Source organism: Streptomyces sp. NPDC054765 (assembly GCF_053612065.1).
Genome location: NZ_JBSHBP010000004.1, coordinates 180,253 through 202,640 on the forward strand (window position 1 = coordinate 180,253; position 22,388 = coordinate 202,640).

General features: G+C 71.2%; 18 protein-coding genes. 13 read left to right on the forward strand and 5 right to left on the reverse strand.

Annotated features, from left to right (window positions below; translation table 11 throughout):
- Positions 1-28: 28 nt before the first annotated feature.
- From ACWGJY_RS04825 to mutM, 8 genes are all read left to right on the forward strand, one after another.
- The gene (locus ACWGJY_RS04825; RefSeq protein WP_453259358.1) at positions 29-3,085 is read left to right on the forward strand and encodes a helicase-related protein; all 3,057 of its coding nucleotides are present in this window, start codon (positions 29-31) and stop codon (positions 3,083-3,085) included.
- A gap of 249 nt (positions 3,086-3,334) precedes the next feature.
- Positions 3,335-3,934: a 16S rRNA (guanine(966)-N(2))-methyltransferase RsmD gene (gene rsmD / locus ACWGJY_RS04830; RefSeq protein ID WP_453259359.1), complete on the forward strand. Its 600-nt coding sequence runs from the start codon at positions 3,335-3,337 to the stop codon at positions 3,932-3,934.
- A 26-nt stretch (positions 3,935-3,960) separates the two neighbouring features.
- On the forward strand, positions 3,961-4,443 hold the full coding sequence (gene coaD / locus ACWGJY_RS04835; protein ID WP_453259394.1) for a pantetheine-phosphate adenylyltransferase: 483 nt from the start codon (positions 3,961-3,963) through the stop codon (positions 4,441-4,443).
- A 127-nt stretch (positions 4,444-4,570) separates the two neighbouring features.
- Positions 4,571-5,695, forward strand: coding sequence for a cell division initiation protein (locus ACWGJY_RS04840; RefSeq protein ID WP_453259360.1), 1,125 nt, complete (start codon positions 4,571-4,573; stop codon positions 5,693-5,695).
- Positions 5,696-5,894: 199 nt separating this feature from the next.
- Positions 5,895-6,491 carry a YceD family protein gene (locus tag ACWGJY_RS04845; RefSeq protein WP_453259361.1) on the forward strand — a complete coding sequence of 199 codons (597 nt, stop codon included), beginning with the start codon at positions 5,895-5,897 and terminating at the stop codon, positions 6,489-6,491.
- Between the two features lie 2 nt (positions 6,492-6,493).
- Positions 6,494-6,667 carry a 50S ribosomal protein L32 gene (gene rpmF / locus ACWGJY_RS04850; RefSeq protein ID WP_003951102.1) on the forward strand — a complete coding sequence of 58 codons (174 nt, stop codon included), beginning with the start codon at positions 6,494-6,496 and terminating at the stop codon, positions 6,665-6,667.
- A gap of 7 nt (positions 6,668-6,674) precedes the next feature.
- Positions 6,675-7,532, forward strand: a complete 858-nt coding sequence (gene rnc / locus ACWGJY_RS04855; RefSeq protein WP_453259362.1) for a ribonuclease III — start codon at positions 6,675-6,677, stop codon at positions 7,530-7,532.
- Between the two features lie 325 nt (positions 7,533-7,857).
- Positions 7,858-8,784 (forward strand): bifunctional DNA-formamidopyrimidine glycosylase/DNA-(apurinic or apyrimidinic site) lyase, encoded by a 927-nt coding sequence (mutM, locus tag ACWGJY_RS04860; protein WP_453259363.1) that lies wholly within the window; start codon positions 7,858-7,860, stop codon positions 8,782-8,784.
- A gap of 27 nt (positions 8,785-8,811) precedes the next feature.
- Here the strand turns inward: mutM and ACWGJY_RS04865 are convergent, their stop codons facing one another.
- Positions 8,812-9,237: a winged helix-turn-helix transcriptional regulator gene (locus ACWGJY_RS04865; protein WP_453259364.1), complete on the reverse strand. Its 426-nt coding sequence runs from the start codon at positions 9,235-9,237 to the stop codon at positions 8,812-8,814.
- Between the two features lie 153 nt (positions 9,238-9,390).
- Between ACWGJY_RS04865 and ACWGJY_RS04870 the strand changes: the two genes are divergently transcribed.
- Positions 9,391-9,981, forward strand: coding sequence for a flavodoxin family protein (locus tag ACWGJY_RS04870; protein WP_453259395.1), 591 nt, complete (start codon positions 9,391-9,393; stop codon positions 9,979-9,981).
- Positions 9,982-10,120: 139 nt separating this feature from the next.
- Here ACWGJY_RS04870 and ACWGJY_RS04875 read toward each other — a convergent pair whose 3' ends face one another.
- Positions 10,121-11,059 carry a CAP domain-containing protein gene (locus ACWGJY_RS04875; protein WP_453259365.1) on the reverse strand — a complete coding sequence of 313 codons (939 nt, stop codon included), beginning with the start codon at positions 11,057-11,059 and terminating at the stop codon, positions 10,121-10,123.
- Positions 11,060-11,238: 179 nt separating this feature from the next.
- On the opposite strand from ACWGJY_RS04875, the gene ACWGJY_RS04880 reads away from it, so the two are divergent.
- The 4 genes from ACWGJY_RS04880 (at position 11,239) to ACWGJY_RS04895 (ending at position 18,033) form a co-directional block, all read left to right on the forward strand.
- Positions 11,239-11,520 (forward strand): acylphosphatase, encoded by a 282-nt coding sequence (locus ACWGJY_RS04880; RefSeq protein ID WP_453259366.1) that lies wholly within the window; start codon positions 11,239-11,241, stop codon positions 11,518-11,520.
- Positions 11,521-11,902: 382 nt separating this feature from the next.
- Positions 11,903-12,106, forward strand: coding sequence for a hypothetical protein (locus tag ACWGJY_RS04885; protein ID WP_030084672.1), 204 nt, complete (start codon positions 11,903-11,905; stop codon positions 12,104-12,106).
- A gap of 301 nt (positions 12,107-12,407) precedes the next feature.
- Positions 12,408-16,280: an AAA family ATPase gene (locus ACWGJY_RS04890; RefSeq protein ID WP_453259367.1), complete on the forward strand. Its 3,873-nt coding sequence runs from the start codon at positions 12,408-12,410 to the stop codon at positions 16,278-16,280.
- Positions 16,281-16,614: 334 nt separating this feature from the next.
- Positions 16,615-18,033, forward strand: coding sequence for a sugar porter family MFS transporter (locus tag ACWGJY_RS04895; protein WP_453259368.1), 1,419 nt, complete (start codon positions 16,615-16,617; stop codon positions 18,031-18,033).
- A 166-nt stretch (positions 18,034-18,199) separates the two neighbouring features.
- Here ACWGJY_RS04895 and ACWGJY_RS04900 read toward each other — a convergent pair whose 3' ends face one another.
- From ACWGJY_RS04900 to ACWGJY_RS04910, 3 genes are all read right to left on the reverse strand, one after another.
- Complete coding sequence (locus ACWGJY_RS04900) at positions 18,200-19,213, reverse strand: LLM class flavin-dependent oxidoreductase (protein ID WP_453259369.1); 1,014 nt, start codon at positions 19,211-19,213, stop codon at positions 18,200-18,202.
- 106 nt (positions 19,214-19,319) lie between these two features.
- On the reverse strand, positions 19,320-20,801 hold the full coding sequence (locus ACWGJY_RS04905; RefSeq protein WP_453259370.1) for a purine-cytosine permease family protein: 1,482 nt from the start codon (positions 20,799-20,801) through the stop codon (positions 19,320-19,322).
- A 226-nt stretch (positions 20,802-21,027) separates the two neighbouring features.
- A complete protein-coding gene (locus ACWGJY_RS04910; protein ID WP_453259371.1) occupies positions 21,028-22,260 on the reverse strand; it encodes an NAD(P)/FAD-dependent oxidoreductase in 1,233 nt (410 codons plus the stop codon).
- Positions 22,261-22,388: the final 128 nt, after the last annotated feature.

Sequence of the window (22,388 nt, forward strand, 5' to 3'; positions counted from 1 at the left end):
TGTCACAGGTGTGGTGTGCAATAGATGCGTGGCAGCGCTCGACGAACCCCTGAAGAAGATCCTCGGTGGCACCACCGCGAAGGTGCTGGCCGAGCAACTCGGCCTGCATACGGTCGGCGATCTGTTGCACCACTATCCGCGCCGCTATGCCGAGCGCGGCGAACTGACCCGGCTCGCAGACCTCCCGCTGGACGAACATGTCACGGTCGTCGCGCAGGTCGCGGACGCCCGGGTGCTGAAATTCAACGGCGGCCGGGGCCAGCGCCTCGAAGTGACGCTCACCGACGGCAGCGGCCGGCTCCGGCTGGTCTTCTTCGGCAAGGGCATCCACAAGCCGCACAAGGACCTGCTCCCGGGACGCCGCGCGATGTTCGCCGGCAAGGTGTCCGTCTTCGCCCGCAAACTCCAGCTCGCCCACCCCGAATACGCACTCCTCGACGGTGACGCCGACGACGGGGCCGATGCGGTCAGCGCCTTCGCCGGCCAGCTCCTGCCGATCTACCCGGCCTGCCAGCAGATGGCGTCCTGGAAGATCGCCAAGGCGGTCGACGCGGTGCTGCCCAGCGCGCCGGACGCCGTCGACCCGCTCCCCGAAGCGCTCCGGGAGGGCCGGGAACTGGTCCCGCTCACCGAGGCGCTGCTCAAGATCCACCGTCCGGCGGGCAAGGCCGATATCGCCGCCGCACGGGACCGGCTGAAGTGGGACGAGGCGTTCGTCCTGCAGGTCGCGCTCGCCCGCCGCCGCCTCGCCGAGACCCAGCTCCCCGCGGTGGCCCGGACCGTGCCCCAGGACGGCATCCTCGACGCCTTCGACGCCAAGCTGCCCTTCACGCTCACCGACGGCCAGCGGAAGGTCAGCCGGGAGATCTTCGACGACCTGGCGACCGAGCACCCCATGCACCGCCTCCTGCAGGGTGAGGTGGGCTCCGGCAAGGCCCAGCCGCTCGATGCGCTGGTGCTGACGCCGCGCGGCTTTTGCCCCATGGGGGAGATGACCGTCGGCACCGAGGTCGTGGTGCCCAGCGGTGAGCTCGCCGTGGTGGACGGAGTGTTCCCGCAGGGCGAGCGGGAGGTGTGGCGGCTGGTGCTCTCGGATGGGAGCGCCGTCGAGTGCGATGACGAGCATCTGTGGATCGTCGGGAGCGGCGGTACGGATGAGCAGGTACGGACGACGCGTGAGCTGCGGGGCGATCTGCTGACCGCCGACGGCCGGCCCAAGTGGTCCATCCCGGCGGCCACCCCGGTGGACCTGGAGGGCGGTGAGGCCCGGCCGCTCGATCCCTACGGGGTGGGGAGGGCGCTGGCCGGCAACAGCGGTGACCGCCCGGCGGACCGGGTACCGGCCGCGTACCGCAACGCCCCCCTCAAGGACCGGCTGGCCGTGGTGCAGGGGCTGATGGATGCCGGCGGGAGACCCGCGGGGGCTGCCTCGGTGTACCGCGCGGCAGCCGGCCCACTGGCCGGTGACCTCGCCTGGCTGGTGCGCTCCTTGGGGGGCCGTGCCACGCTCCACCCGGTGCACGACGGCGCCTACGACGTCTCCCTGGTGTTGCCGGACGCGTATCCGCCCTTCCGCGAGAAGGCCCTCGCGCGTGCGGTGACGCGCGGGGCCGCCGCCCGTCCGGAGGACGGCACCGGCTTCCGGCGCACCATCCGTGCCATCGAGTACGCCGGCCGCAAGCCCGTCCAGTGCATCAGCGTCCGGCACCCCGGCCACGCCTATGTGACCGACCACTTCACCGTCACCCACAACACGATGGTCGCGCTGCGCGCCATGCTCGGCGTGGTCGACAGCGGCGGCCAGGCCGCGATGCTCGCGCCGACCGAGGTCCTCGCCCAGCAGCACCACCGCTCGATCACCGAGATGATGGGGGAGCTGGCCGAGGGCGGAATGCTCGGCGGCGCGGAGCGCGGCACCAAAGTGGTGCTGCTGACCGGCTCCATGGGCGCCGCCGCCCGCCGGCAGGCGCTGCTCGATCTGGTCACCGGCGAGGCCGGGATCGTCGTCGGCACCCACGCCCTGATCGAGGACAAGGTGCAGTTCCACGACCTGGGCCTGGTCGTCGTCGACGAACAGCACCGCTTCGGTGTCGAGCAGCGCGACGCGCTGCGGGGCAAGGGGCACTCCCAGCGGGAAAAGCAAACGCCGCATCTCCTGGTCATGACGGCGACCCCCATTCCGCGCACGGTCGCCATGACCGTCTTCGGCGATCTGGAGACCTCCGTCCTGGACCAACTCCCCGCCGGACGCTCGCCGATCGCCACCCATGTGGTGCCCGCCAAGGACAAGCCCCACTTCCTCGCGCGCGCCTGGGAGCGGGTCCGCGAAGAGGTGGAGGCCGGGCATCAGGGCTATGTGGTGTGCCCGCGGATCGGCGACGAGGAGGACGCGCCCAAGGGGGCGAAGCAGGCGGCGGGTTCCAAGGCCGCGGCGGCCAAGGCGAGTTCACCGGAGGAAGCGGAGGAGAAGCGGCCACCGCTCGCGGTCCTCGACATCGCCGGGCAGCTCACCGACGGGCCGCTCGCCGGGCTGCGGGTGGCGGTGCTCCACGGCCGGATGGCGCCGGACGACAAGGACGACGTGATGCGCTCCTTCGCCGCCGGCGAGCTGGATGTGCTGGTCGCGACGACGGTCATCGAGGTCGGGGTGAACGTCCCCAATGCCACCGCCATGGTGATCATGGACGCCGACCGCTTCGGCGTCTCCCAGCTGCACCAGCTGCGCGGACGGGTCGGCCGTGGCGCTGCGCCCGGCCTGTGTCTGCTGGTCAGCGAGATGCCCGAGGCCAGCCCGGCCCGCGCCCGGCTCGCGGCCGTGGCCGGCACCCTCGACGGCTTCGCACTCTCCCGTATCGACCTGGAACAGCGGCGCGAGGGCGATGTCCTCGGGCAGGCGCAGTCCGGCGTCCGCTCCTCGCTGCGGATGCTCGCGGTCATCGACGACGAGGAGGTGATCGCGGCCGCCCGTGCGGAGGCCACCGCGCTGGTCACCGCCGATCCCGAGCTGACCGGATACCCCGAGCTGCGGATCGCCCTGTCCGCTCTGCTGGACGAGGAACGGGAGCAGTATCTGGACAAGGGCTGAGTGCCGGGCCGCGTCCGGGCTGAGCGCGGGCCACGTCCCGCCGGGGCGCGACCGACGAGGGGCCGGCGAGGTCCGGGGTCCGCCATGCCTTCATGCGCCCCCGTCACGTGAGATCGATCACCGCGCCGTGCGCCTTCGGAGCGCCCCGGCCGGACGCCCGGGGCCGGCCGACGGAATATCGTGGAGGAGCGGCGAGCCTGCCCGGCTCCCGCTCACCACACCGACCACGCGCAACGTAAGGACGGGCCCATGACCCGCGTGATCGCCGGTACGGCCGGCGGCCGCCGCCTGGCCGTACCCCCGGGAAACGGCACCCGCCCGACCTCCGACCGTGCGCGCGAGGGCATGTTCTCCACCTGGGAGTCGCTCGACGGGCCGCTGGCCGGTGCCCGGGTACTCGATCTGTACGGCGGATCCGGCGCGGTCGGACTGGAGGCGCTCTCCCGCGGTGCCGCGCACGTCCTGCTGGTCGAGTCCGACGCCCGCGCCGTGCGCACCATCCGGGACAACGTCCGCGCGGTCGGCCTCCCCGGAGCCGACGTCCGGGCCGGCAAGGCCGAGCAGACCGCCGCCGTACCCGCCCCGGGCGAGCCGTACGACCTGGTCTTCCTGGACCCGCCCTACGCGGTGACCGACGCGGAGCTGTGCGAGATCCTGCTCACACTCCGTGGTCAGGGGTGGCTTGCGGAGCAGGCACTCGTCACCGTGGAGCGCAGCACCCGAGGCGGCGCCTTCCCCTGGCCGGACGGTTTTGCAGCGATCAAGGCCCGTCGCTACGGCGAGGGGACGCTTTGGTACGGTCGCGCCGCTTCGACGTCTGCCGAATCGACGTCAGTAAGCGTGTCATGACCGGATCGGAGAGCGAGGAACCCGAGTTGCGCCGCGCCGTCTGTCCGGGGTCGTTCGACCCCATCACCAATGGGCACCTGGACATCATCGCCCGTGCCTCCAAGCTGTACGACGTCGTCCATGTCGCCGTGATGATCAACCAGTCCAAGCAGGGGCTGTTCACGGTCGACGAGCGGATCGAGCTGATCCGCCGGGCCACCGCCGAGTACGGAAACGTGGAGGTCGAGGCCTTCCACGGCCTGCTCGTCGACTTCTGCAAGCAGCGCGACATCCCCGCGATCGTCAAGGGGCTGCGGGCCGTCAGCGACTTCGACTACGAGCTGCAGATGGCCCAGATGAACAACGGCCTGTCCGGAGTGGAGACCCTTTTCGTCCCCACCAACCCCACCTACAGCTTCCTCTCCTCCAGCCTCGTCAAGGAGGTCGCCGCCTGGGGCGGTGATGTCTCCCATCTGGTGCCGCCGTTCGTCCTGGAGGCCCTCACCGAGCGCCTGCGCAAGAAGGGCTGACACCGCACCGGGCGCACCGGCCCGATGCCGGACTGACGGGGCGTCAGCCGGTGTCGGGTAAAGGGCTCGTGGACGTACAGTCGTCCCGTTCCGTCGTTCCAACCCCTCAGAGAGTGGCGAGTCCAAGGTGGACGTGCAGAAGAAGCTCGACGACATCGTCGCGACCGTCGGCGGTGCCCGGTCCATGCCCATGTCGGCATCGTGCGTGGTCAACCGCGCCGAGCTGCTCGCCATGCTGGAGGAGGTGCGGGCGGCGCTCCCGGGCTCCCTCGCGCAGGCGCAGGAGCTGCTCGGCGGGCGGGAGCAGATGGTCGAGCAGGCGCGGGCCGAGGCGGAGCGGATCATCGAGACCGCGCACGCCCAGCGCGGGTCGCTGATCTCCGACACCGAGGTCGCCCGGCAGTCCCAGGACGAGGCCGACCGCATCCTTGCCGAGGCCCGCCGGGAGGCGGAGGAGATCCGCGCCGAGGCGGACGACTATGTCGACAGCAAGCTCGCCAACTTCGAGGTCGTGCTCACCAAGACCATCGGGTCCGTCGACCGCGGCCGCGAGAAGCTGCTCGGCCGCGGCCCCGGGCTCGACGAGCAGGGGTACGAGGACACCGAGGCCCCGGAGCGCAGCGCCGACCCGGAGACCCTCCGCCGGCGCGCCGACGCCTATGTGGACGCCAAGTTCGGGGCCTTCCAGGCCGTGCTGACCAAGACGCTGGAGGCGGTCGGCCGGGGCCGCGACAAGCTCCAGGGCGCCCAGGCGATCGACGAGTTGGCCGCCCACCTGGCGGCGCAGGGCGATCCGCAGTCCGGGCACCAGGCCGACGCCGAATACCTGGCCGGCCTCGCGGGCGTCGGTGCCGACCAGCAGCCGCAGCCGCCCCAGGCACCCCCGATGCCTCAGGCGCCCCCCGTGCCCCAGGTGCAACCCCAGCCCCAGGAGCAGCAGCCCCTCCAGCCCCAGTTCCAGGAGCCGGGCTACTACACCGACCCGGCGGTCTACCAGCAGCAGGACGTCTACGGCTATCAGCAGCCGCAGGAGGTCCCGTACGCCCAGCACCAGGACCCGTACGGCTACGACTGGCAGCAGCAGGCCCAGCAGCAGGGCTACGACCCGAACGCCTACCTCCCGCAGCAGATGCCCCAGCAGCCCCAGCAGGGGCATCCCGCGCAGCCCGGTGCCCTGGACGAGACCAGCCTCTTCGACACCAGCATGATCGACCTGGACCAGCTCCGGGCGTACGAGGAGGGGCGCCAGTAGGCGGCCCCGATCGCGGGCCGGGGGACGAGCCGGAGCGGATTGGGCCTATCGGGGCCCGTCCAGTATCCTGGCTCTTCGGTCGCGCGTATCTCCGCGATCTCTGCTGCCCGGATCCTGTACAGCAGGAATACGGACGGCACGTAAACCCCGTAGAAAGCAGGAAGCCATCAACGCCCGCCTCGACCACCGTTCCCCTCTCGTGTTCGATACGCGCGAGCTGGGCCGGCGTCCCGGTGCGCTCAAGAGGGTCTCCCGCTCCGCCGAGGCCCCCCGGGACCTCGGCAATGAGGTCATCGGTGCACCCGTGGGCGCACCGGTCGAGCTCGACCTCCGCCTGGAGTCGGTCATGGACGGGGTACTTGTCACAGGTACCGCCCGTGCAACCGTCAAGGGGGAGTGCGTAAGGTGTCTGGAGCCGCTGGAGCGAGAGCTCGACGCGGATTTCCAGGAGATGTTCGCCTACCCCGACGCCGATGCCAGGGTCCATCAGGACGCCGGCGACGACGCCGAGGACGAGGAGGACACCCTCTTCCTCGAGGACGACCTGTTCGACCTCGAACCCGTGCTGCGTGACGCGGTGGTGCTTGCACTGCCGATGCAGCCGGTGTGCCAGGACGACTGCCCCGGTCTGTGCTCCGATTGCGGAGTGCGGCTGGCGGACGACCCGGACCACCACCACGACGCCGTCGACATCCGTTGGGCGGCACTGCAGGGACTCGCCGGGACCGTCAAGGACGGCGAGAAGGACAACATGGGCGGCGCCGAAGTGGGCGTCGACGAGAAGCAGGAGAAGTAGCCGTGGCTGTTCCGAAGCGGAAGATGTCGCGCAGCAACACGCGCCACCGCCGGTCGCAGTGGAAGGCTGCGGTCCCCACCCTGGTGGCGTGCGAGCGCTGCCACGAGCCGAAGCAGCAGCACATCGCGTGCCCGAGCTGCGGCACCTACAACAAGCGCCAGGTCCTCGAGGTCTGAGCGGCTGGTGACAGGCACTGTGTCCAGCCCTAAAAAGGCAGAAGACGCCGATTCGACTTCCCGCAAACGCGGGGATGAACCGACTCCGGCGGACACGGCCTCGTCCCACACGCTTCTGGAAGGGCGGCTCGGGTACCAGCTCGAGTCCGCCCTTCTGGTGCGTGCGCTGACGCACCGCTCGTACGCATACGAGAACGGCGGTCTGCCCACCAACGAGCGGCTCGAATTCCTCGGGGATTCGGTGCTCGGCCTGGTGGTCACGGACACGCTGTACCGCATCCACCCCGATCTCCCGGAAGGCCAGCTGGCCAAGCTCCGGGCCGCGGTGGTCAACTCGCGTGCGCTTGCCGAGGTGGGCCGCGGCCTCGACCTCGGCGCCTTCATCCGCCTCGGACGGGGCGAAGAGGGCACGGGCGGCCGGGACAAGGCATCCATCCTCGCCGACACCCTTGAAGCGGTGATCGGCGCCGTCTATCTCGACCAGGGCCTCGACGCGGCCGGCGAGCTGGTGCACCGGCTCTTCGACCCGCTCATCGAGAAGTCCTCCAGCCTGGGCGCGGGCCTGGACTGGAAGACCAGCCTCCAGGAACTCACCGCGACCGAAGGTCTCGGCGTTCCGGAGTACCTGGTCACCGAGACCGGCCCGGACCACGAGAAGACCTTTACTGCTGCCGCCCGCGTCGGTGGTGTCTCGTACGGCACCGGCACCGGCCGCAGCAAGAAGGAAGCCGAGCAGCAGGCGGCCGAGTCCGCGTGGCGCGAGATCCGCGCCGCGGCGGACGAGGCGGCCAAGGTGGCCGAGGCGGACAAGGCGGCAGAGACCGCCGAGCCTGCCGAGACCACCCAAGAAGACACCGCCGGTTAGCCGTACGGCGTGCGCCCCTGTGGCGCGATGCCGTCACCCCCCGTTGCGCTTCGGCGCACCGGGGGTCCTTCTTTTGCCGGGCCCCGGTGCCGGACCGGCCCGCGCCACAGGCGATGTGGGGCAGTTCCCCGGGCATCTGCTCCGGCTCGGCGGACCTCGTGAGCCATCGCATCCCGCTCGGCCGTCGGAGCGGCCCAATTGCGGTGCGACCGGGGCGAGATGGCGGCGGGCGTCTCCTGCCGGGGCACCGGGCGGGCCCGTGGGGCGGCCGCGGAGGGGAGAGGTACGCTGCGGCTGTCGTTCCCCAGCCGTCCCGAGGAGTCCCGTGCCCGAGTTGCCCGAGGTCGAGGTCGTACGCCGCGGACTGGAGCGCTGGGTCAGCGGCCGTACGGTCGACGATGTCGAGGTGCGGCATCCGCGCGCGATCCGCCGGCACACGGCCGGTGCGGCCGACTTCGCGGCCCGGCTCAAGGGCCTGCAACTCGGTGTGGCGTGCCGGCGCGGCAAGTACCTCTGGCTCCCGGTCACCGGCGGCGGCCCGGCCGCACAGACCGCCGCCGAAGGCCTCACCCCGAGGGTCACGCCCTCCGTCACCCACGGCCTGGCGATCCTCGCCCACCTCGGGATGAGCGGCCAGCTGCTGGTCCAGCCGCAGGACGCCCCGGACGAGAAGCACCTGCGGATCCGCCTCCGCTTCGCCGACTCCCTCGGCACCGAACTCCGCTTCGTCGACCAGCGCACCTTCGGCGGCCTCTCGCTGCACGACACCGTCCCCGGCGACACCGACCACCTTCCCGACGTCATCGCCCATATCGCCCGCGACCCGCTCGACCCCTCCTTCGACGACGCCGCCTTCCATGACGCGCTGCGCCGCCGCCGGACCACCGTCAAGCGGGCGCTGCTCGACCAGACGCTGATCAGCGGCGTCGGCAACATCTACGCGGACGAGGCGCTGTGGCGCAGCAAGCTCCACTACGAGCGGCCCACCGCGACCTTCACCCGCCCCCGCACCGCCGAACTGCTCGGCCACGTACGGGACGTGATGAATGCGGCGCTCGCCGTCGGCGGCACCAGCTTCGACAGCCTCTACGTCAACGTCAACGGTGAGTCCGGCTACTTCGACCGCTCCCTGGACGCCTACGGCCGTGAGGACGAACCCTGCCGCCGCTGCGGCACCCCGATCCGCCGCCGTCCCTGGATGAACCGCTCCAGTTACTTCTGCCCCCGTTGCCAGCGGCCGCCGCGCGGCTGAGCGCGCCGTGGCCCTACGGCCGCGGGTTCAGCCCGCGGCGTGCCGTGCGTCATAGCGCTCCCGCGCCTGGAGCACCTGTGGCATCTTCTCCTCCACCAGGCTGATCAGCAGCTGGAGTTGACGGGCGACCTGATGGCCCAGCGGTGTCAGCGCGTAATCCACCCGAGGCGGGTTGGTCTGCTGTGCCTCGCGGTGGACGAGGCCGTCCCGTTCCAGCGCGTGCAGGGTCTGGGCCAGCATCTTTTCGCTCACTCCTTCGACCCGGCGCCGTAGTTCGTTGAAGCGGAAGGTGCCGTCCAGCAGCCCGCCCAGCGTCAGGCTGCCCCACCGGTCGGTGACGTGCTTGAGCGCCTCACGGGACGGACAGTCGCGCGCGAAGACATCGAAGGCCAAGTCGTCCGTACAGCCGGTGGTGGGCTCGTCGGCTGTCTCGGCAGTGTTCTCGGTCGCCATAGCGGACACCATACTCCCGCGCAGCGCTAACTCACGGGTTGCGCTTTCAAAAAGTTAGTGCTTCTCTTTCTCTCATCGCATCCGACGTTCCCGGGTGCCGACCGCCCCGGGATGCCGTGACCCTGAGGAGAAACCGCCATGACCAGCCCCGCCCTGCCTGCCCCCGTCGTCTCCGTCGCGTACCACTCCGGCTTCGGCCACACCGCCGTGCTGGCCGAGGCGGTCCGCGCCGCTGCCACCGAGGCGGGGGCCACCGTCCACCTGATCAAGGTCGACGGGATCACCGAAGCCCAGTGGGAGCTGCTCGACGCCTCCGACGCGATCGTCTTCGGTTCGCCGACCTACATGGGGACGGCCTCCGGCGCGTTCCACACCTTCGCCGAGGCGACCTCCAAGCGCTGGGCGACCCGCGCCTGGCAGGACAAGCTCGCGGCCGGCTTCACCAACTCCGCCTCCAAGAGCGGGGACAAGCTGCACACCCTGCAGTTCTTCACCGTGCTCGCCGCCCAGCACGGCATGAGCTGGGTCGGCCTCAACCTGCTCCCCGGCTGGAACTCCTCCACCGCCTCGGAGAACGACCTCAACCGGCTCGGCTTCTTCCTGGGGGCTGGCGCCCAGTCCGACAACGACCAGGGCGCCGAAGGCGTCCACAAGGCCGACATCGCCACGGCCGGGCACCTCGGCCGCCGCATCGCCGAGCAGGCCTGTATCTTCGCCGCGGGCCGGGCCGCGCTCGCTGTCTGACCTCGCTGTCCGGCCGGTGCGCCAGGGACCGGGCCCTGCGGGTTCCCTACGTGGGCTCCCTGCCCGGGTCCCCTACGCGGGTCCCCTGCACGAGACGCCCGCGTCCGGGGGCCGCGGCACCCGGACGTGCCGGGCCGGCTCAGAAGCCGAAGTCCTGCGTCCACCACGGGCCGCCCGGCCCGAAGTGGGCGCCGACGCCGAGGGTCTTGTACTCGCAGTTGAGGATGTTGGCACGGTGGCCGGGGCTGTTCATCCAGGAATCCATCACGGCCTCGGCGGTGGCCTGGCCGCGGGCTATGTTCTCGCCGCCCAGGCCGGTGATCCCCGCAGCGCGTGCCCGGTCCCACGGCGTGTCGCCGTCCGGGTCGGTGTGGCCGAAGAAGCCGCGCCGGGCCATGTCGTCACTGAATTGCCGGGCGAGACCGGCCAATTCCCGGTCCGCCGTCACGGGGGAGCAGCCGGCCTGGGCGCGCTCCTGGTTGACCAGGGACAGGATCTGGGCCTCGGCGGACGACCGGGTGCCGGGTGTCTTCGACGGGGCCGCGCTGCGTACGGGCGCCGCCGAGGACGGCCGGCCGGCGGGCTTGGCTGTCCCCGGCGAACCGGTCTTCGCCGGGGAGGGTTCGGCCGGCCGGTGCGGGGCGGGCGTCGTGGCGGGGGCGGTGGGGGAGCCGGAATGGCCGGTGCCGGTGCCGGGGGCGGTGGGGCGGGCGGCGCCGCGGCTCGCCGTTTCCGTGGCACGGTCGGCCGGTGTCGCCGACGCACCGCCCAGTGGTCCGGTGGCCTCCGGCAGCGCGCCGGCCCGGACGCGGTCACCGGGGTTGCCGCTCGTTCCCTCGTCGAACTGGCCGTGGCCGGGGATCAGTCCGGAGGCGACCGCCACCGCTCCCATCGCCATCGCCGCGGAGGCGCCGAGCAGTCCGGTGCGGACGGGCGCCATGCCGCGGCGCGGGGCCGCGCGGTGTCCGCGACGCCTGGCCGCGGCCGACGCGCCGGGCCCCTGGGCCGTCGGTGCGTCAACAGCCCCCGCGCCGGGGGCTTCGGGGGCTGGGGGAGCAGAGCGTCGATGGCGGCCCATCCGCTGTCTTCCTTCCCCCGGTGCGAGCACCGGTTCCACTGGAGCGGCTACCGCCGCAGAGCTTCCCAGGCGTCAAGATGGCTCACCCGTAAGAGTGGGCCTCGCTTGTCGGGGGACTGTACGCCATGGTGCAAGGGGCAGAAGTGACCGCTGAGCAATTGGCCGGTTAACGTGCACACATGAACGAAGATGTCCGTGTGACCGCCTGGGTGCGTGGTCAGGTCCAAGGCGTCGGGTTCCGTTGGTTCACCCGGGCCAACGCCCTTCGCATCGGCGAACTCGCCGGATTTGCCGTCAATCTCGGTGACGGTCGCGTCCAGGTGGTCGCCGAGGGCCCGAAGGGGCGCTGCGATGCGCTGCTGGAGTGGCTCCGTACCGGAGACACGCCCGGACGGGTCGACGGAGTCACTGAGATATGGGACACGCCCCGCGGTGGTTACGACGGCTTCGAGATCCGCTGAGCGAGGCCGCCGAAACCGTCCGTACAGCCGTCACAGGTGATCTTGCGGATGCGTCTTTGTCAGCTGCTTACGGGAGATAAGGCCTGGTGGTTGCCAACTCGGCCGACCCGTGCAAGGCTGCCGCTGTACGGATGATCTCCACGCCCCCGCGGGACCTTTCTGGGGAGTCGGCGCAGCGCCCTCGCGGCCGCGCACTCTCAGGTGCCCGAGGATACGGGGTGTGATCGTGTTGACCGTCAAACCGTTTGGTGAGACTCTGGAATCCCCGCGCACCTTAGCTGTTTGGCATTGAGCACACCACAGAATGACAAGCACCGCGGGTGCGAATCCCTCACGACCCACACCGCTTCGGTCGGTCACTCATTGTGGAGGACCATCCATCATGGCAAAGGCGCTTCTCGGTTACGTCGGCGGCTCCGACCCCCGAGTCCTCTCCGAGATGCGACGGCTTCAGCAGCGCGTCCAAGACCTTGAATCCGAACTTATTCGGATGCAGGCCGAAAACGACATGCTGTCCGCTGCCGCACGTCACGACGACTCGATGCTCGACCTCGACGTACCCCAGGCGGAGCCCGCGCTCACCTGACCTCAACCCAAGGGCCGGTAGGGCTGCTCGCCAGCCGCTTGAGGACCGCTCTCTTCAAGATCTGCAAGGGACGCTTCGGCGTCCCTTCGTCGTTTCCCGGCTCTGCGTTCTCCGGCCCCTTTGCGGACCATAAGGCCACTTCAGCCGCGGCGCCCCTCCCTTACCGCATGATGTGCCCTGCGCTTTCGTCAATGAAACCGAAAATGAACGGTGCGGTATACCCGGGGGCTGTACGGGGCCGGTGACCGCCGCCGGAATGTTGGGGTCGTCCGCCGAGGGGCGGCCGGTAGAGTCCAATGGCGTGCATCTCAAGAGTTTGACCCTGCGAGGTTTCAAGTCCTTCGCCTCCGCCACGACGCTGCGGTTCGAGCCCGGCATCACCTGTGTCGTGGGCCCCAACGGCTCCGGCAAGTCCAATGTCGTGGACGCGCTGTCCTGGGTCATGGGCGAGCAGGGCGCCAAGTCGCTGCGCGGCGGGAAGATGGAGGACGTCATCTTCGCCGGGACGACCGGGCGGCCGCCGCTCGGCCGCGCCGAGGTCTCGCTCACCATCGACAACTCCGACGGTGCACTGCCGATCGAGTACGCCGAAGTCACCCTCACCCGGATCATGTTCCGCAATGGCGGCAGCGAGTACCAGATCAACGGTGACACCTGCCGGCTGCTGGATATCCAGGAACTGCTCTCCGATTCCGGTATCGGCCGGGAGATGCACGTCATCGTCGGGCAGGGCCAGCTCGACTCCGTGCTGCACGCCGATCCGATGGGGCGCCGGGCCTTCATCGAGGAGGCGGCCGGTGTTCTGAAGCATCGCAAGCGCAAGGAAAAGGCGCTGCGGAAGCTGGAGGCGATGAAGGCCAACCTCGCCCGCGTCCAGGATCTGACCGATGAGCTGCGGCGCCAGCTCAAACCGCTGGGGCGGCAGGCCGCGGTCGCCCGGCGGGCCGCCGTCATCCAGGCGGACCTGCGCGACGCCCGGCTGCGGCTGCTCGCCGACGACCTCGTCACCCTGCGCCGGGCGCTGCGCGCCGAGATCGCGGACGAGGCGGCGCTCAAGGAGCGCAAGGAGGCTGCCGAGGCCCGGCTGCGCGCCGCCCAGCAGCGCGAGGCGGCGCTGGAGGAGGACGTCCGTACGCTGACGCCGCGGGTGCAGCGCGCACAGCAGACCTGGTACGAGCTCTCCCGGCTTGCGGAGCGGGTGCGCGGCACGGTCTCGCTCGCCGAGGCGCGGGTCAAGAGCGCCACGGCGGCCCCGCCGGAGGAGCGGCACGGGCGCGACCCCGAGGACATGGAGCGCGAGGCCGCCCGGATCCGCGAGCAGGAGGCGGAGTTGACGGCCGCCCTGGAGGCGGCGAGCCGGGCGCTGGAGGACACCGTCGAACACCGTGCCGCGCTGGAGCGGCAGTTGGCGGACGAGGAGCGGCGGCTGCGGGACGTGGCTCGGGCCATCGCCGACCGCCGCGAGGGACTGGCCCGGCTGAGCGGACAGGTCACGGCCGCCCGCGGCCGGGCCGCCTCGGCGCAGGCGGAGATCGGCCGGCTGGCCGAGGCCAGGGACGACGCCCGGCGCCGGGCGGCCACCGCCCAGGAGGAGTACGAGCAGCTCAAGGCAGAGGTCGACGGGCTGGACGCGAACGACGAGGAGATCGCCGAGCGGCACGAGGCGGCCCGCCGGGAGCTGGCGGAGGCGGAGTCCGCGCTGTCCGCCGCCCGTGAGGCGCTGACCACGGCCGAGCGCAGCCGGGCCGCGACCGCCGCCCGGCATGACGCGCTGGCCCTCGGGCTGCGCCGCAAGGACGGCACCGGTGCGCTGCTGGCCGCCGCGGACCAGCTCACCGGTCTGCTCGGCCCGGCGGCGGAACTGCTGACCGTCACCCCCGGCTACGAGATCCCGGTGGCGGCCGCCCTCGGCGTGGCCGCGGACGCCCTCGCCGTCACCGACCCGGGCACCGCCGCCGAGGCCATCCGGCTGCTGCGCACACAGGACGCGGGGCGGGCGGCGATGGTGCTGGGGAGCAGCGGGGGCCGGCGCGGCGCCGGGCTGGTGCCTGCGCCCGTGCGGGCCGTGGAGGCGGTGGAGTCCGCGGGGGCGGTGCGGGCTGCGGAGGCCGTGGATGCCGTCGATGCGGTGGAGGCTGCTGCGGCTGTCCGGGTGCCGGGGCGGCGTGAGGCCGACGGGGACTGCGGCGTTCATGAGGCTGATGCGGTACATGGGGCCAGCAGGGCCGGCGGGGCCAGCAGGGCCAAGGGGGGAACTCGGACGGCTGAGGGCACCGACGGGGACGTAACCGGCGCCCGCGAGGGTACGGCCGTGGCGCCGGATGCCCACGGGCCGGCCGGGCACCGTGTCCCCGCGCCCCGTCCGGAGCCCGTACCTGCGGATGAACTGGTACGGGGACCGGCGGAGTTGACGGCCGCCGTGGCCCGGCTGCTGCGGGATGTCGTGGTGGTCGGGACGCTGGAGGACGCCGAGGAGCTGGTGGCCGAGCGGCCGGAGCTGACGGCCGTGACCGGTGCGGGCGATCTGCTCGGGGCGCACTTCGCACAGGGCGGCTCCGCCGGTGCGCCGAGCCTGCTGGAGGTACAGGCATCCGTCGACGAGGCGGCGGCCGAGCTGGAGGAGCTGGCGGCGCGCTGCGCGGAGCTGACGCGGGCGCAGCGGTCCGCGGCGGAGCGTCGTACGGAGTGTGCCGCGCTGGTCGAGGAGCTGGCCGAGCGGCGGCGGGCGGCGGACCGCGAGAAGTCGAAGGTCGCCGGGGACCTGGGCCGGCTCGGCGGGCAGGCACGGGCGGCGGCGGGCGAGGCCGAGCGGTCCGGCGCGGCGGCTGCCAAGGCCGAGGAGGCGTTGCTGCGGGCCACCGAGGAGGCCGAGGAGCTGGCCGGGCGTCTTGCGGTGGCCGAGGAGGAACCGGGGGCCGGCGACGAGGAGCCCGATACGTCCGTACGGGACCGGCTGGCCGCCGACGGTGCCAATGCGCGGCAGACCGAGATGGAGGCCCGGCTCCAGGCGCGTACGCACGAGGAGCGGGTGAAGGCGCTCGCCGGGCGGGCGGATGCGCTCGACCGGGGGGCGCGCGCCGAGCGCGAGGCACGGGTACGGGCCGAGCGGCGGCGCGAGCGGCTGCGGCACGAGGCGGAGGTGGCCGGGGCGGTCACCGCCGGTGCCCGGCAACTGCTGGCGCATGTCGAAGTGTCGGCGGTACGCGCCGAGGAGGAGCGGAGCGCGGCGGAGCGGGCCAAGGCCGAGCGGGAGCAGGCGCTGGTGGCCGAGCGCAACCAGGGCCGGGAAGTGAAGTCCGAGCTGGACAAGCTGACGGACTCGATGCACCGCGGCGAGGTGCTGGGCGCGGAGAAGCGGCTGCGGATCGAGCAGCTGGAGACCAAGGCGCTGGAGGAGCTGGGGGTGGAGCCGGCCGGACTGATGTCCGAGTACGGCCCCGGACAGCTCGTCCCGCCCTCGCCGGCCGCCGACGGCGAGGCGCTCCCCGACGATCCGGAGCATCCGCGCAACCAGCCGGTGCCCTATGTACGGGCCGAGCAGGAGAAGCGGCTCAAGGCCGCCGAGCGGGCGTACCAGCAGCTCGGGAAGGTGAATCCGCTGGCGTTGGAGGAGTTCGCGGCGCTGGAGGAACGGCACCGGTTCCTGAGCGAGCAGCTTGAAGACTTGAAGAAGACCCGGACCGACCTGATGCAGGTGGTCAAGGAGGTCGACGAGCGGGTGGAGCAGGTCTTCACGCAGGCGTACCAGGACACGGCCCGCGAGTTCGAGGGCGTCTTCGCGCGGCTCTTCCCCGGCGGCGAGGGACGGCTGGTGCTGACCGATCCGGACGACATGCTGGCGACCGGTGTGGACGTGGAGGCGCGTCCCCCGGGGAAGAAGGTCAAGCGGCTGTCGCTGTTGTCGGGTGGTGAGCGCTCGCTGACCGCCGTGGCGCTGCTGGTGTCGATCTTCAAGGCGCGGCCCAGCCCGTTCTATGTGATGGACGAGGTCGAAGCCGCCTTGGACGACACCAATCTGCAGCGGCTGATCGGGATCATGGAGGAGCTGCAGGAGAGCTCGCAGCTGATCGTGATCACGCATCAGAAGCGGACGATGGAGGTCGCGGACGCGCTCTACGGGGTATCGATGCAGGGTGACGGCGTATCGAAGGTCATCAGCCAGCGGCTGCACTGAGCGCGGGGGCACGGCCCGTACCGAGCGCGCGAGCACGGCCCGTACCCACGACGGCCGCGGGCCGATACCGGCCTTCTTCGGCAGGTGCGGCGGCACTCCCCGGGCCGATATCGGTCGCGCTGAGTGTCCGACACTCCATCAGTTCACAACTTGAATGAACTGCCTCTCGGGTGACCGAGAAACAAATTCATTCCGCCCTATTGACTTCGAAACTTGAAGGCATAGTCTCTGCAACGTTGCTTTTACCTTCAAGTGGTGGGTGCCCCCAACCTATGCACCACTTGAAGGGCCAGCCCCCTAACCCGGCAGCGCAGCCGGGCCACTGGAGTTCACGTTGACCAGCACCGCGCAGCCGACGGGTTCGGAAGGCCGTAAGGCCCATCCCGAGCATCTCGGCCATGTCATCTTCATCACCGCGGCTGCCGCGATGGGCGGCTTTCTCTTCGGCTATGACAGCTCCGTCATCAACGGCGCCGTCGAGGCGATCCGCGACCGTTACGACGTCGGGTCCGCCGTACTCGCGCAGGTGATCGCCATCGCGCTGATCGGCTGTGCCATCGGCGCCGCCACCGCAGGCCGGATCGCGGACCGGATAGGCCGCATCCGCGTGATGCAGATCTCCGCGGTGCTGTTCACCATCAGCGCGGTCGGCTCCGCTTTGCCGTTCGCCCTCTGGGACCTGGCCTTCTGGCGGATCATCGGCGGTTTCGCGATCGGTATGGCCTCGGTCATCGGCCCGGCCTACATCGCCGAGGTCTCGCCGTCCGCCTACCGCGGCCGTCTCGGCTCGTTCCAGCAGGCCGCGATCGTCGTCGGCATCGCCATTTCCCAGCTCGTCAACTGGGGCATCCTCAACCTCGCCGACGGCAAGCAGCGCGGCGTCATCGCCGGCCTGGAGGCCTGGCAGTGGATGCTCGGCGTGATGGTCGTCCCGGCCGTCCTCTACGGCCTGCTCTCCTTCGCGATCCCCGAGTCGCCGCGCTACCTGATCTCCGTCGGCAAGATCTCCCATGCCCATGAGGTGCTCGCCGAGGTCGAGGGGCACACCGTGGACCTCGACAAGCGGGTCACGGAGATCCAGGACGCGATGCGCCGCGAGCACAAGGCGTCGTTCAAGGACCTGCTCGGCGGCAGGTTCGCCTTCCTGCCGATCGTCTGGGTCGGTATCGGACTGTCGGTCTTCCAGCAGCTGGTCGGCATCAACGTCGCGTTCTACTACTCCTCGGCGCTGTGGCAGTCCGTCGGCATCAACCCGAGCGCCTCGTTCTTCTACAGCTTCACGACGTCGATCATCAACATCATCGGCACCGTGATCGCGATGATCTTCGTCGACAGGATCGGCCGCCGCCCGCTGGCGCTGATCGGCTCGGCCGGTATGGCCATCGCGCTCGCCCTGGAGGCGTGGGCCTTCTCCGCCAAGACCGCGGCCGGCACCCTGCCGGCCACCGAAGGCACCGTGGCCCTGATCGCCGCCCATGTCTTCGTGCTCTTCTTCGCGCTCTCCTGGGGCGTCGTGGTCTGGGTCTTCCTGGGCGAGATGTTCCCGAACAAGATCCGCGCCGCCGCGCTGGGCGTCGCCGCCTGTGCGCAGTGGATCGCCAACTGGGCCATCACAGCCAGCTTCCCGAGCCTCTCGGACTGGAACCTCTCGGGTACGTACGTCATCTACGCGGTCTTCGCCCTGCTCTCGATCCCCTTCGTGCTGAGGTACGTCAAGGAGACCAAGGGCAAGGCGTTGGAGGAGATGGGCTAACCCCCCGCCAGTCCTTCTCCTCAGCACTGGGTACTGCCCCGGGTCATCAGGGACCCCGGGCAGTACCCGTTTTTTGTCTGCTTTTGTCTGCGCGGTCCACGTACCACAGTCGGCGGCGGGCTGTGTGTGGTGCGTCTTCCCCCCGGAAGGCTGACCCGCCCGGCCGTCACTCCTTGAGGCCGGTAAGCACCCGCTCGGCGAACAGATGGAGGCAGCGCCAGCCCTCATCGACGGGCATCCCGCCGCACAGCGGATGCAGGATCAGCGAACCCTGGCTGCCCGCCTGCCGGGCGGCTTCGAGGCACTCGTCCGGGGTGACGATGCGGTAGACGCCCTCCTTGCGCAGTGCCGCGACGTCCTGGGCGGACGAGCGCACCGCGGAGCGGATCCCGGCGGACTGCCAGGAGGCGTACAGCCGGGCCTCGTGCAGCAGATGGCGGCCGTACTCGGCCCAGGTGCGGTCCGGATCCTCGGAGACGTGGAGGAACGAGGTCCGTTCGGGCGGCTGCAGCACCCAGCCGTCGGTGCCGAAGGCGGTGCGCTGCTCGTGGTAGTAGGTCTCCAGCTCAGGGAGGTGTGCGCTGGGGAAGAGGGGGAGCCCCAGCCGGGCCGCGCGGCGGGCCGCGGCCCGTGAGCTGCCGCCGATCAGCAGCAGCGGGTGCGGCCGGGTGTACGGGCGGGGCGTGACCTGGACGGTGCGCCCCCGGTAGGCGAACGGTTCGCCGGTCCAGGCGTTCAGCAGGGTCTCCAGCACCTCGTCCTGGAGTGCGCCACGGCCCGGCCAGTCCTTCCCGTGCGCCGCGTACTCCTCGGGCCGGTAGCCGAGGCCGGCGACGGTGACCAGCCGGCCGCCGCTGAGGAGGTCGAGCGAGGCGAGGTCCTCGGCCAGCCGCAGGGGATCGTGCAGCGGGGTGATCAGCGCGGAGACCGTGACGCCGATGCGGCGGGTGGCGCCGAAGACGGCGCCCGCGAAGGTGAGCGGGGAGGGCATCCAGCCGTTCGTGGTGGCGTGGTGCTCCTCGGTCTGGACCATGGTGAAGCCGCGGTCGTCGGCGAACGCGGCCATCTCGACGGCGGCCCGGTAGCGGGCGGACAGCGTGGCGGGCGTGGGCTCGGGGTCGACGAGGTTGATGCGCAGGACGGTGACGGGCAGGTCAGGAAGGCCGGACAGGGCAGACATGGCTAACGTCCCCTTCGCCAGGGCGGTTGGCGAAGGGGACGTTAGCTGACGTTGCGTCAGATCGCTAGAGAGGGGATCCGGTCCCGGTCCGCGGGGCGGAGCCGGGTCAGCCCACCTCGGCCGGCTGCCGGTCCTCGGCCGCGCGGCCGGGGCCGTCCGCCGGGACGGACTCCCGGGGCGTCGGCAGGACGGCGAAGACCACCGCGGCGATCGCGATCGTGGCCGCCCAGCCCAGGCCGTTCTCGCCGATCCAGGTGGTGGCCAGCGGGCCGGTGAACCACTGGACCTTGGTGAAGCACAGCCCCGCGGCCAGCGCGACGGCCCAGGCCGTCATGGCCTGCCAGCAGAAGCCGCCGGTGTACCAGTAGCGGCTGGTGCGGCCGGTGTTCATCAGGCTGTCGGCGTCATAGCGCACCGCCAGCTTGCGCCGGCGGGCCATGTCGATGCCGTAGACGCCGATCCAGGCGGAGAAGGAGACCGCGAGCAGCGTCAGGAAGGCGATGAACTGGCCGATGAAGTCCTTGGCCACCAGCATCATGAACAGGCCGCCGACCAGGCTGATGACGGCATTGATGCTGACCGCGAGGGCACGCGGCAGCTTGACGCCCATGGTCTGGGCGGTGAAGCCCGCGGAGTACATCGACAGGCTGTTGATCAGCACCATGCCGACCAGCGCGGTGACCAGGTACGGCACCGCGAGCCAGGACGGCAGGATGGTGCCGAGGAACGACATCGGGTCGGTGTTCTGCCCGGCCAGCTTCGGGCTGGAGACGGCCATCACGCCGCCCATCAGCACCATCGGCAGCAGCACCAGGGCCGCACCGGAGACGGTGGTGCCGACGATCTTCCTGCCGGACGCGGAGTGCGGGAGGTAGCGCGCGAAGTCGGGCCCGGTGGGCACCCAGCTGATACCGCCGGCCGCGATGGTGCCGATGCCCGCGATCACCATGGCGGTGGTGCCGGCCTTCTTGGCGAAAATGGCGTTCCAGTCCATCGTGGCGACCAGGTACACCAGCACCATGATGCTGAACAGGCCGAACAGGTATGTCGAGTACGTGTTGCAGACGTTCAGCGCCTTGCGGCCCAGCCCGCTCACCAGGTACGTGACGGCCACGAAGGAGAGCAGGGTGACGACGACGAGGACGTTGCTGCTCTCGATGCCCAGCAGCAGATGCAGCACGGTCAGCACCGCGTAGGCACCGGTGACCGCGTTGATCGTTTCCCAGCCGAAGCGGGCAACCCACAGGATCGCGCCGGGGAAGTAGTTGCCGCGGACGCCGAAGGCGGCCCGGGAGAGCGTCGCGCCGGGGGCGCCGCCCCACTTGCCCGAGACCGACAGCACGCCCACCATGCCGAAGGCGACGGCCGCGGCGATCGCGGCCACCAGCAGGACCTGCCAGAAGTTCAGCCCGTTGTTGACCACGAGCGAGGCGCCCATGGTCAGCAGCAGCACGCTGATGTTGGCGGCGACCCAGGTCGGGAAGAGCTCGCGGACGCGGCCCTGGCGTTCGTTGTCGGGAACGGGCTCGATGCCGCGGGTCTCGACGGCGCCTTCGGTTGCGGGAGCGGATGCGGACGTGGTGCCCATTGGTGCAGGTATCTCCGTGCGGGGATCTGGAGGCACCCCCGGGGGGGAGAGGGTGCAGGCAGCAGCTGTGGTGCCTGGCCAGAATTGGTTGCCAGGACTCTACGCGCGTTGCGCGGCCGTCCACCATCGTACTTTGATCCAACTTCTCCCCTTGCGCACCGTTGGACCCGACGACGGGAACGAGTGTCACCCACCCTCGTCGAAGCGTCCAGTCGAGCGCCTCTGATCAGGCCGGGAACGCCACGGGCGGCCGCTGGCCGACCCGGTGGTCCGCCCGCCGCAACAGCTCCTGCGGGTCATCGGCCGGCGGCGAGATCCATGTCTCGTTGATGGCCTGCTTGAGCTCCTTGGCGAACCCTTCGGGGCCCTCCCGTAGTGTCCGGTCCCAGCCGGCCGTGGCCACCGCGCCTGCCGCGCCGAGATCGAGACAGGTGCGGTACGGATCGGGCGTGAAGTCCACCGGCGGCAGACCGAGCAGACCGGCCGCGGCGTTGTGGCCGGCCACCTTGCCGAGCGGTGTGGCGTACTGGCAGCTCTGCAGGACGGTGTGGCCGCCCTCGGCCGCGGCCGCCGCGGTGTCCCCGGCCGCATAAACGCCCTCGACGCCGCGCACCCGCAGGGCGCCGTCCACCGCGAGCCGCCCCAGTGCGTCCCGGGGCGCGGGGATCTGTGCGGTCAGGGCGCTCGCCCGCATTCCCGCGGTCCACACGGCCGTACGGGCCGCGAGGGTGCTGCCGTCGGCGAGGTGTACCGCGCATGCGTCCAGGCCCGTGACGGTGGTGCCCAGGCGGCGTTCGACGCCCAGGTCGTCCAGTGCCCGGGTGATCACCGGCCGGGCCGCCGCGCCCAGCCCCGCGCCGACCGCCTCCGCGCGCTCGACCAGCACCACCCGCACCTCGTCCGCCGCGCCGTAGGGAGCGGCCAGTGCGCGCAGCCGGCCGACCAGCTCGGTGGCGATCTCCAGCCCGGTGAAACCGGCCCCGACGACCACCGCGGTCCAGCGGCCCGGCCCGTACGGCGCCTCGGGCAGCGCCCGCAGATGCTCCGCCAGCCGCACCGCGGCCGGCAGGGTGTCGATGTCGTGCAGCAGCGCGGCGCCGGGCAGCTCGGGCCGCACCACCGCGCTCCCGGTGGCCAGTACGAGGCGCCGGTAGGTCACTTCGGTGCGGGTGCCGTCGGACGTGGTGGCGGTCACCCGGCGCCGGGCGGTGTCCACGGCGGTCGCGGTGGCGGCGATCCGCCGGACCCCGACGGGGCCCAGCACCCGGTCGAGCGGTACCCGCATCCGGGCCGGGTCGGACTCGTAGAGGCGCGGTCGCAGGACCAGATCGGGGTGCGGAGTGAGCAGCGCGACGGAATGGCCGCCGGGCGCGGTCTCGTGGGCGCGCAACAGCCGGGTCGCCGCTGCGGCGCTCCACAGCCCGGCGAAGCCGCCGCCCAAAACCAGGACATCAAACATCCGGATTCCTCTCCCGGTGCACCGCGGGCCGTTCCCTGGCGATGGAATCCGGATATTACACATCCAGAATTGATTCAGGACACCACTCATCCAGGTTCGGCGCGTGCGGTCCCCACGGAGGGGGCGTG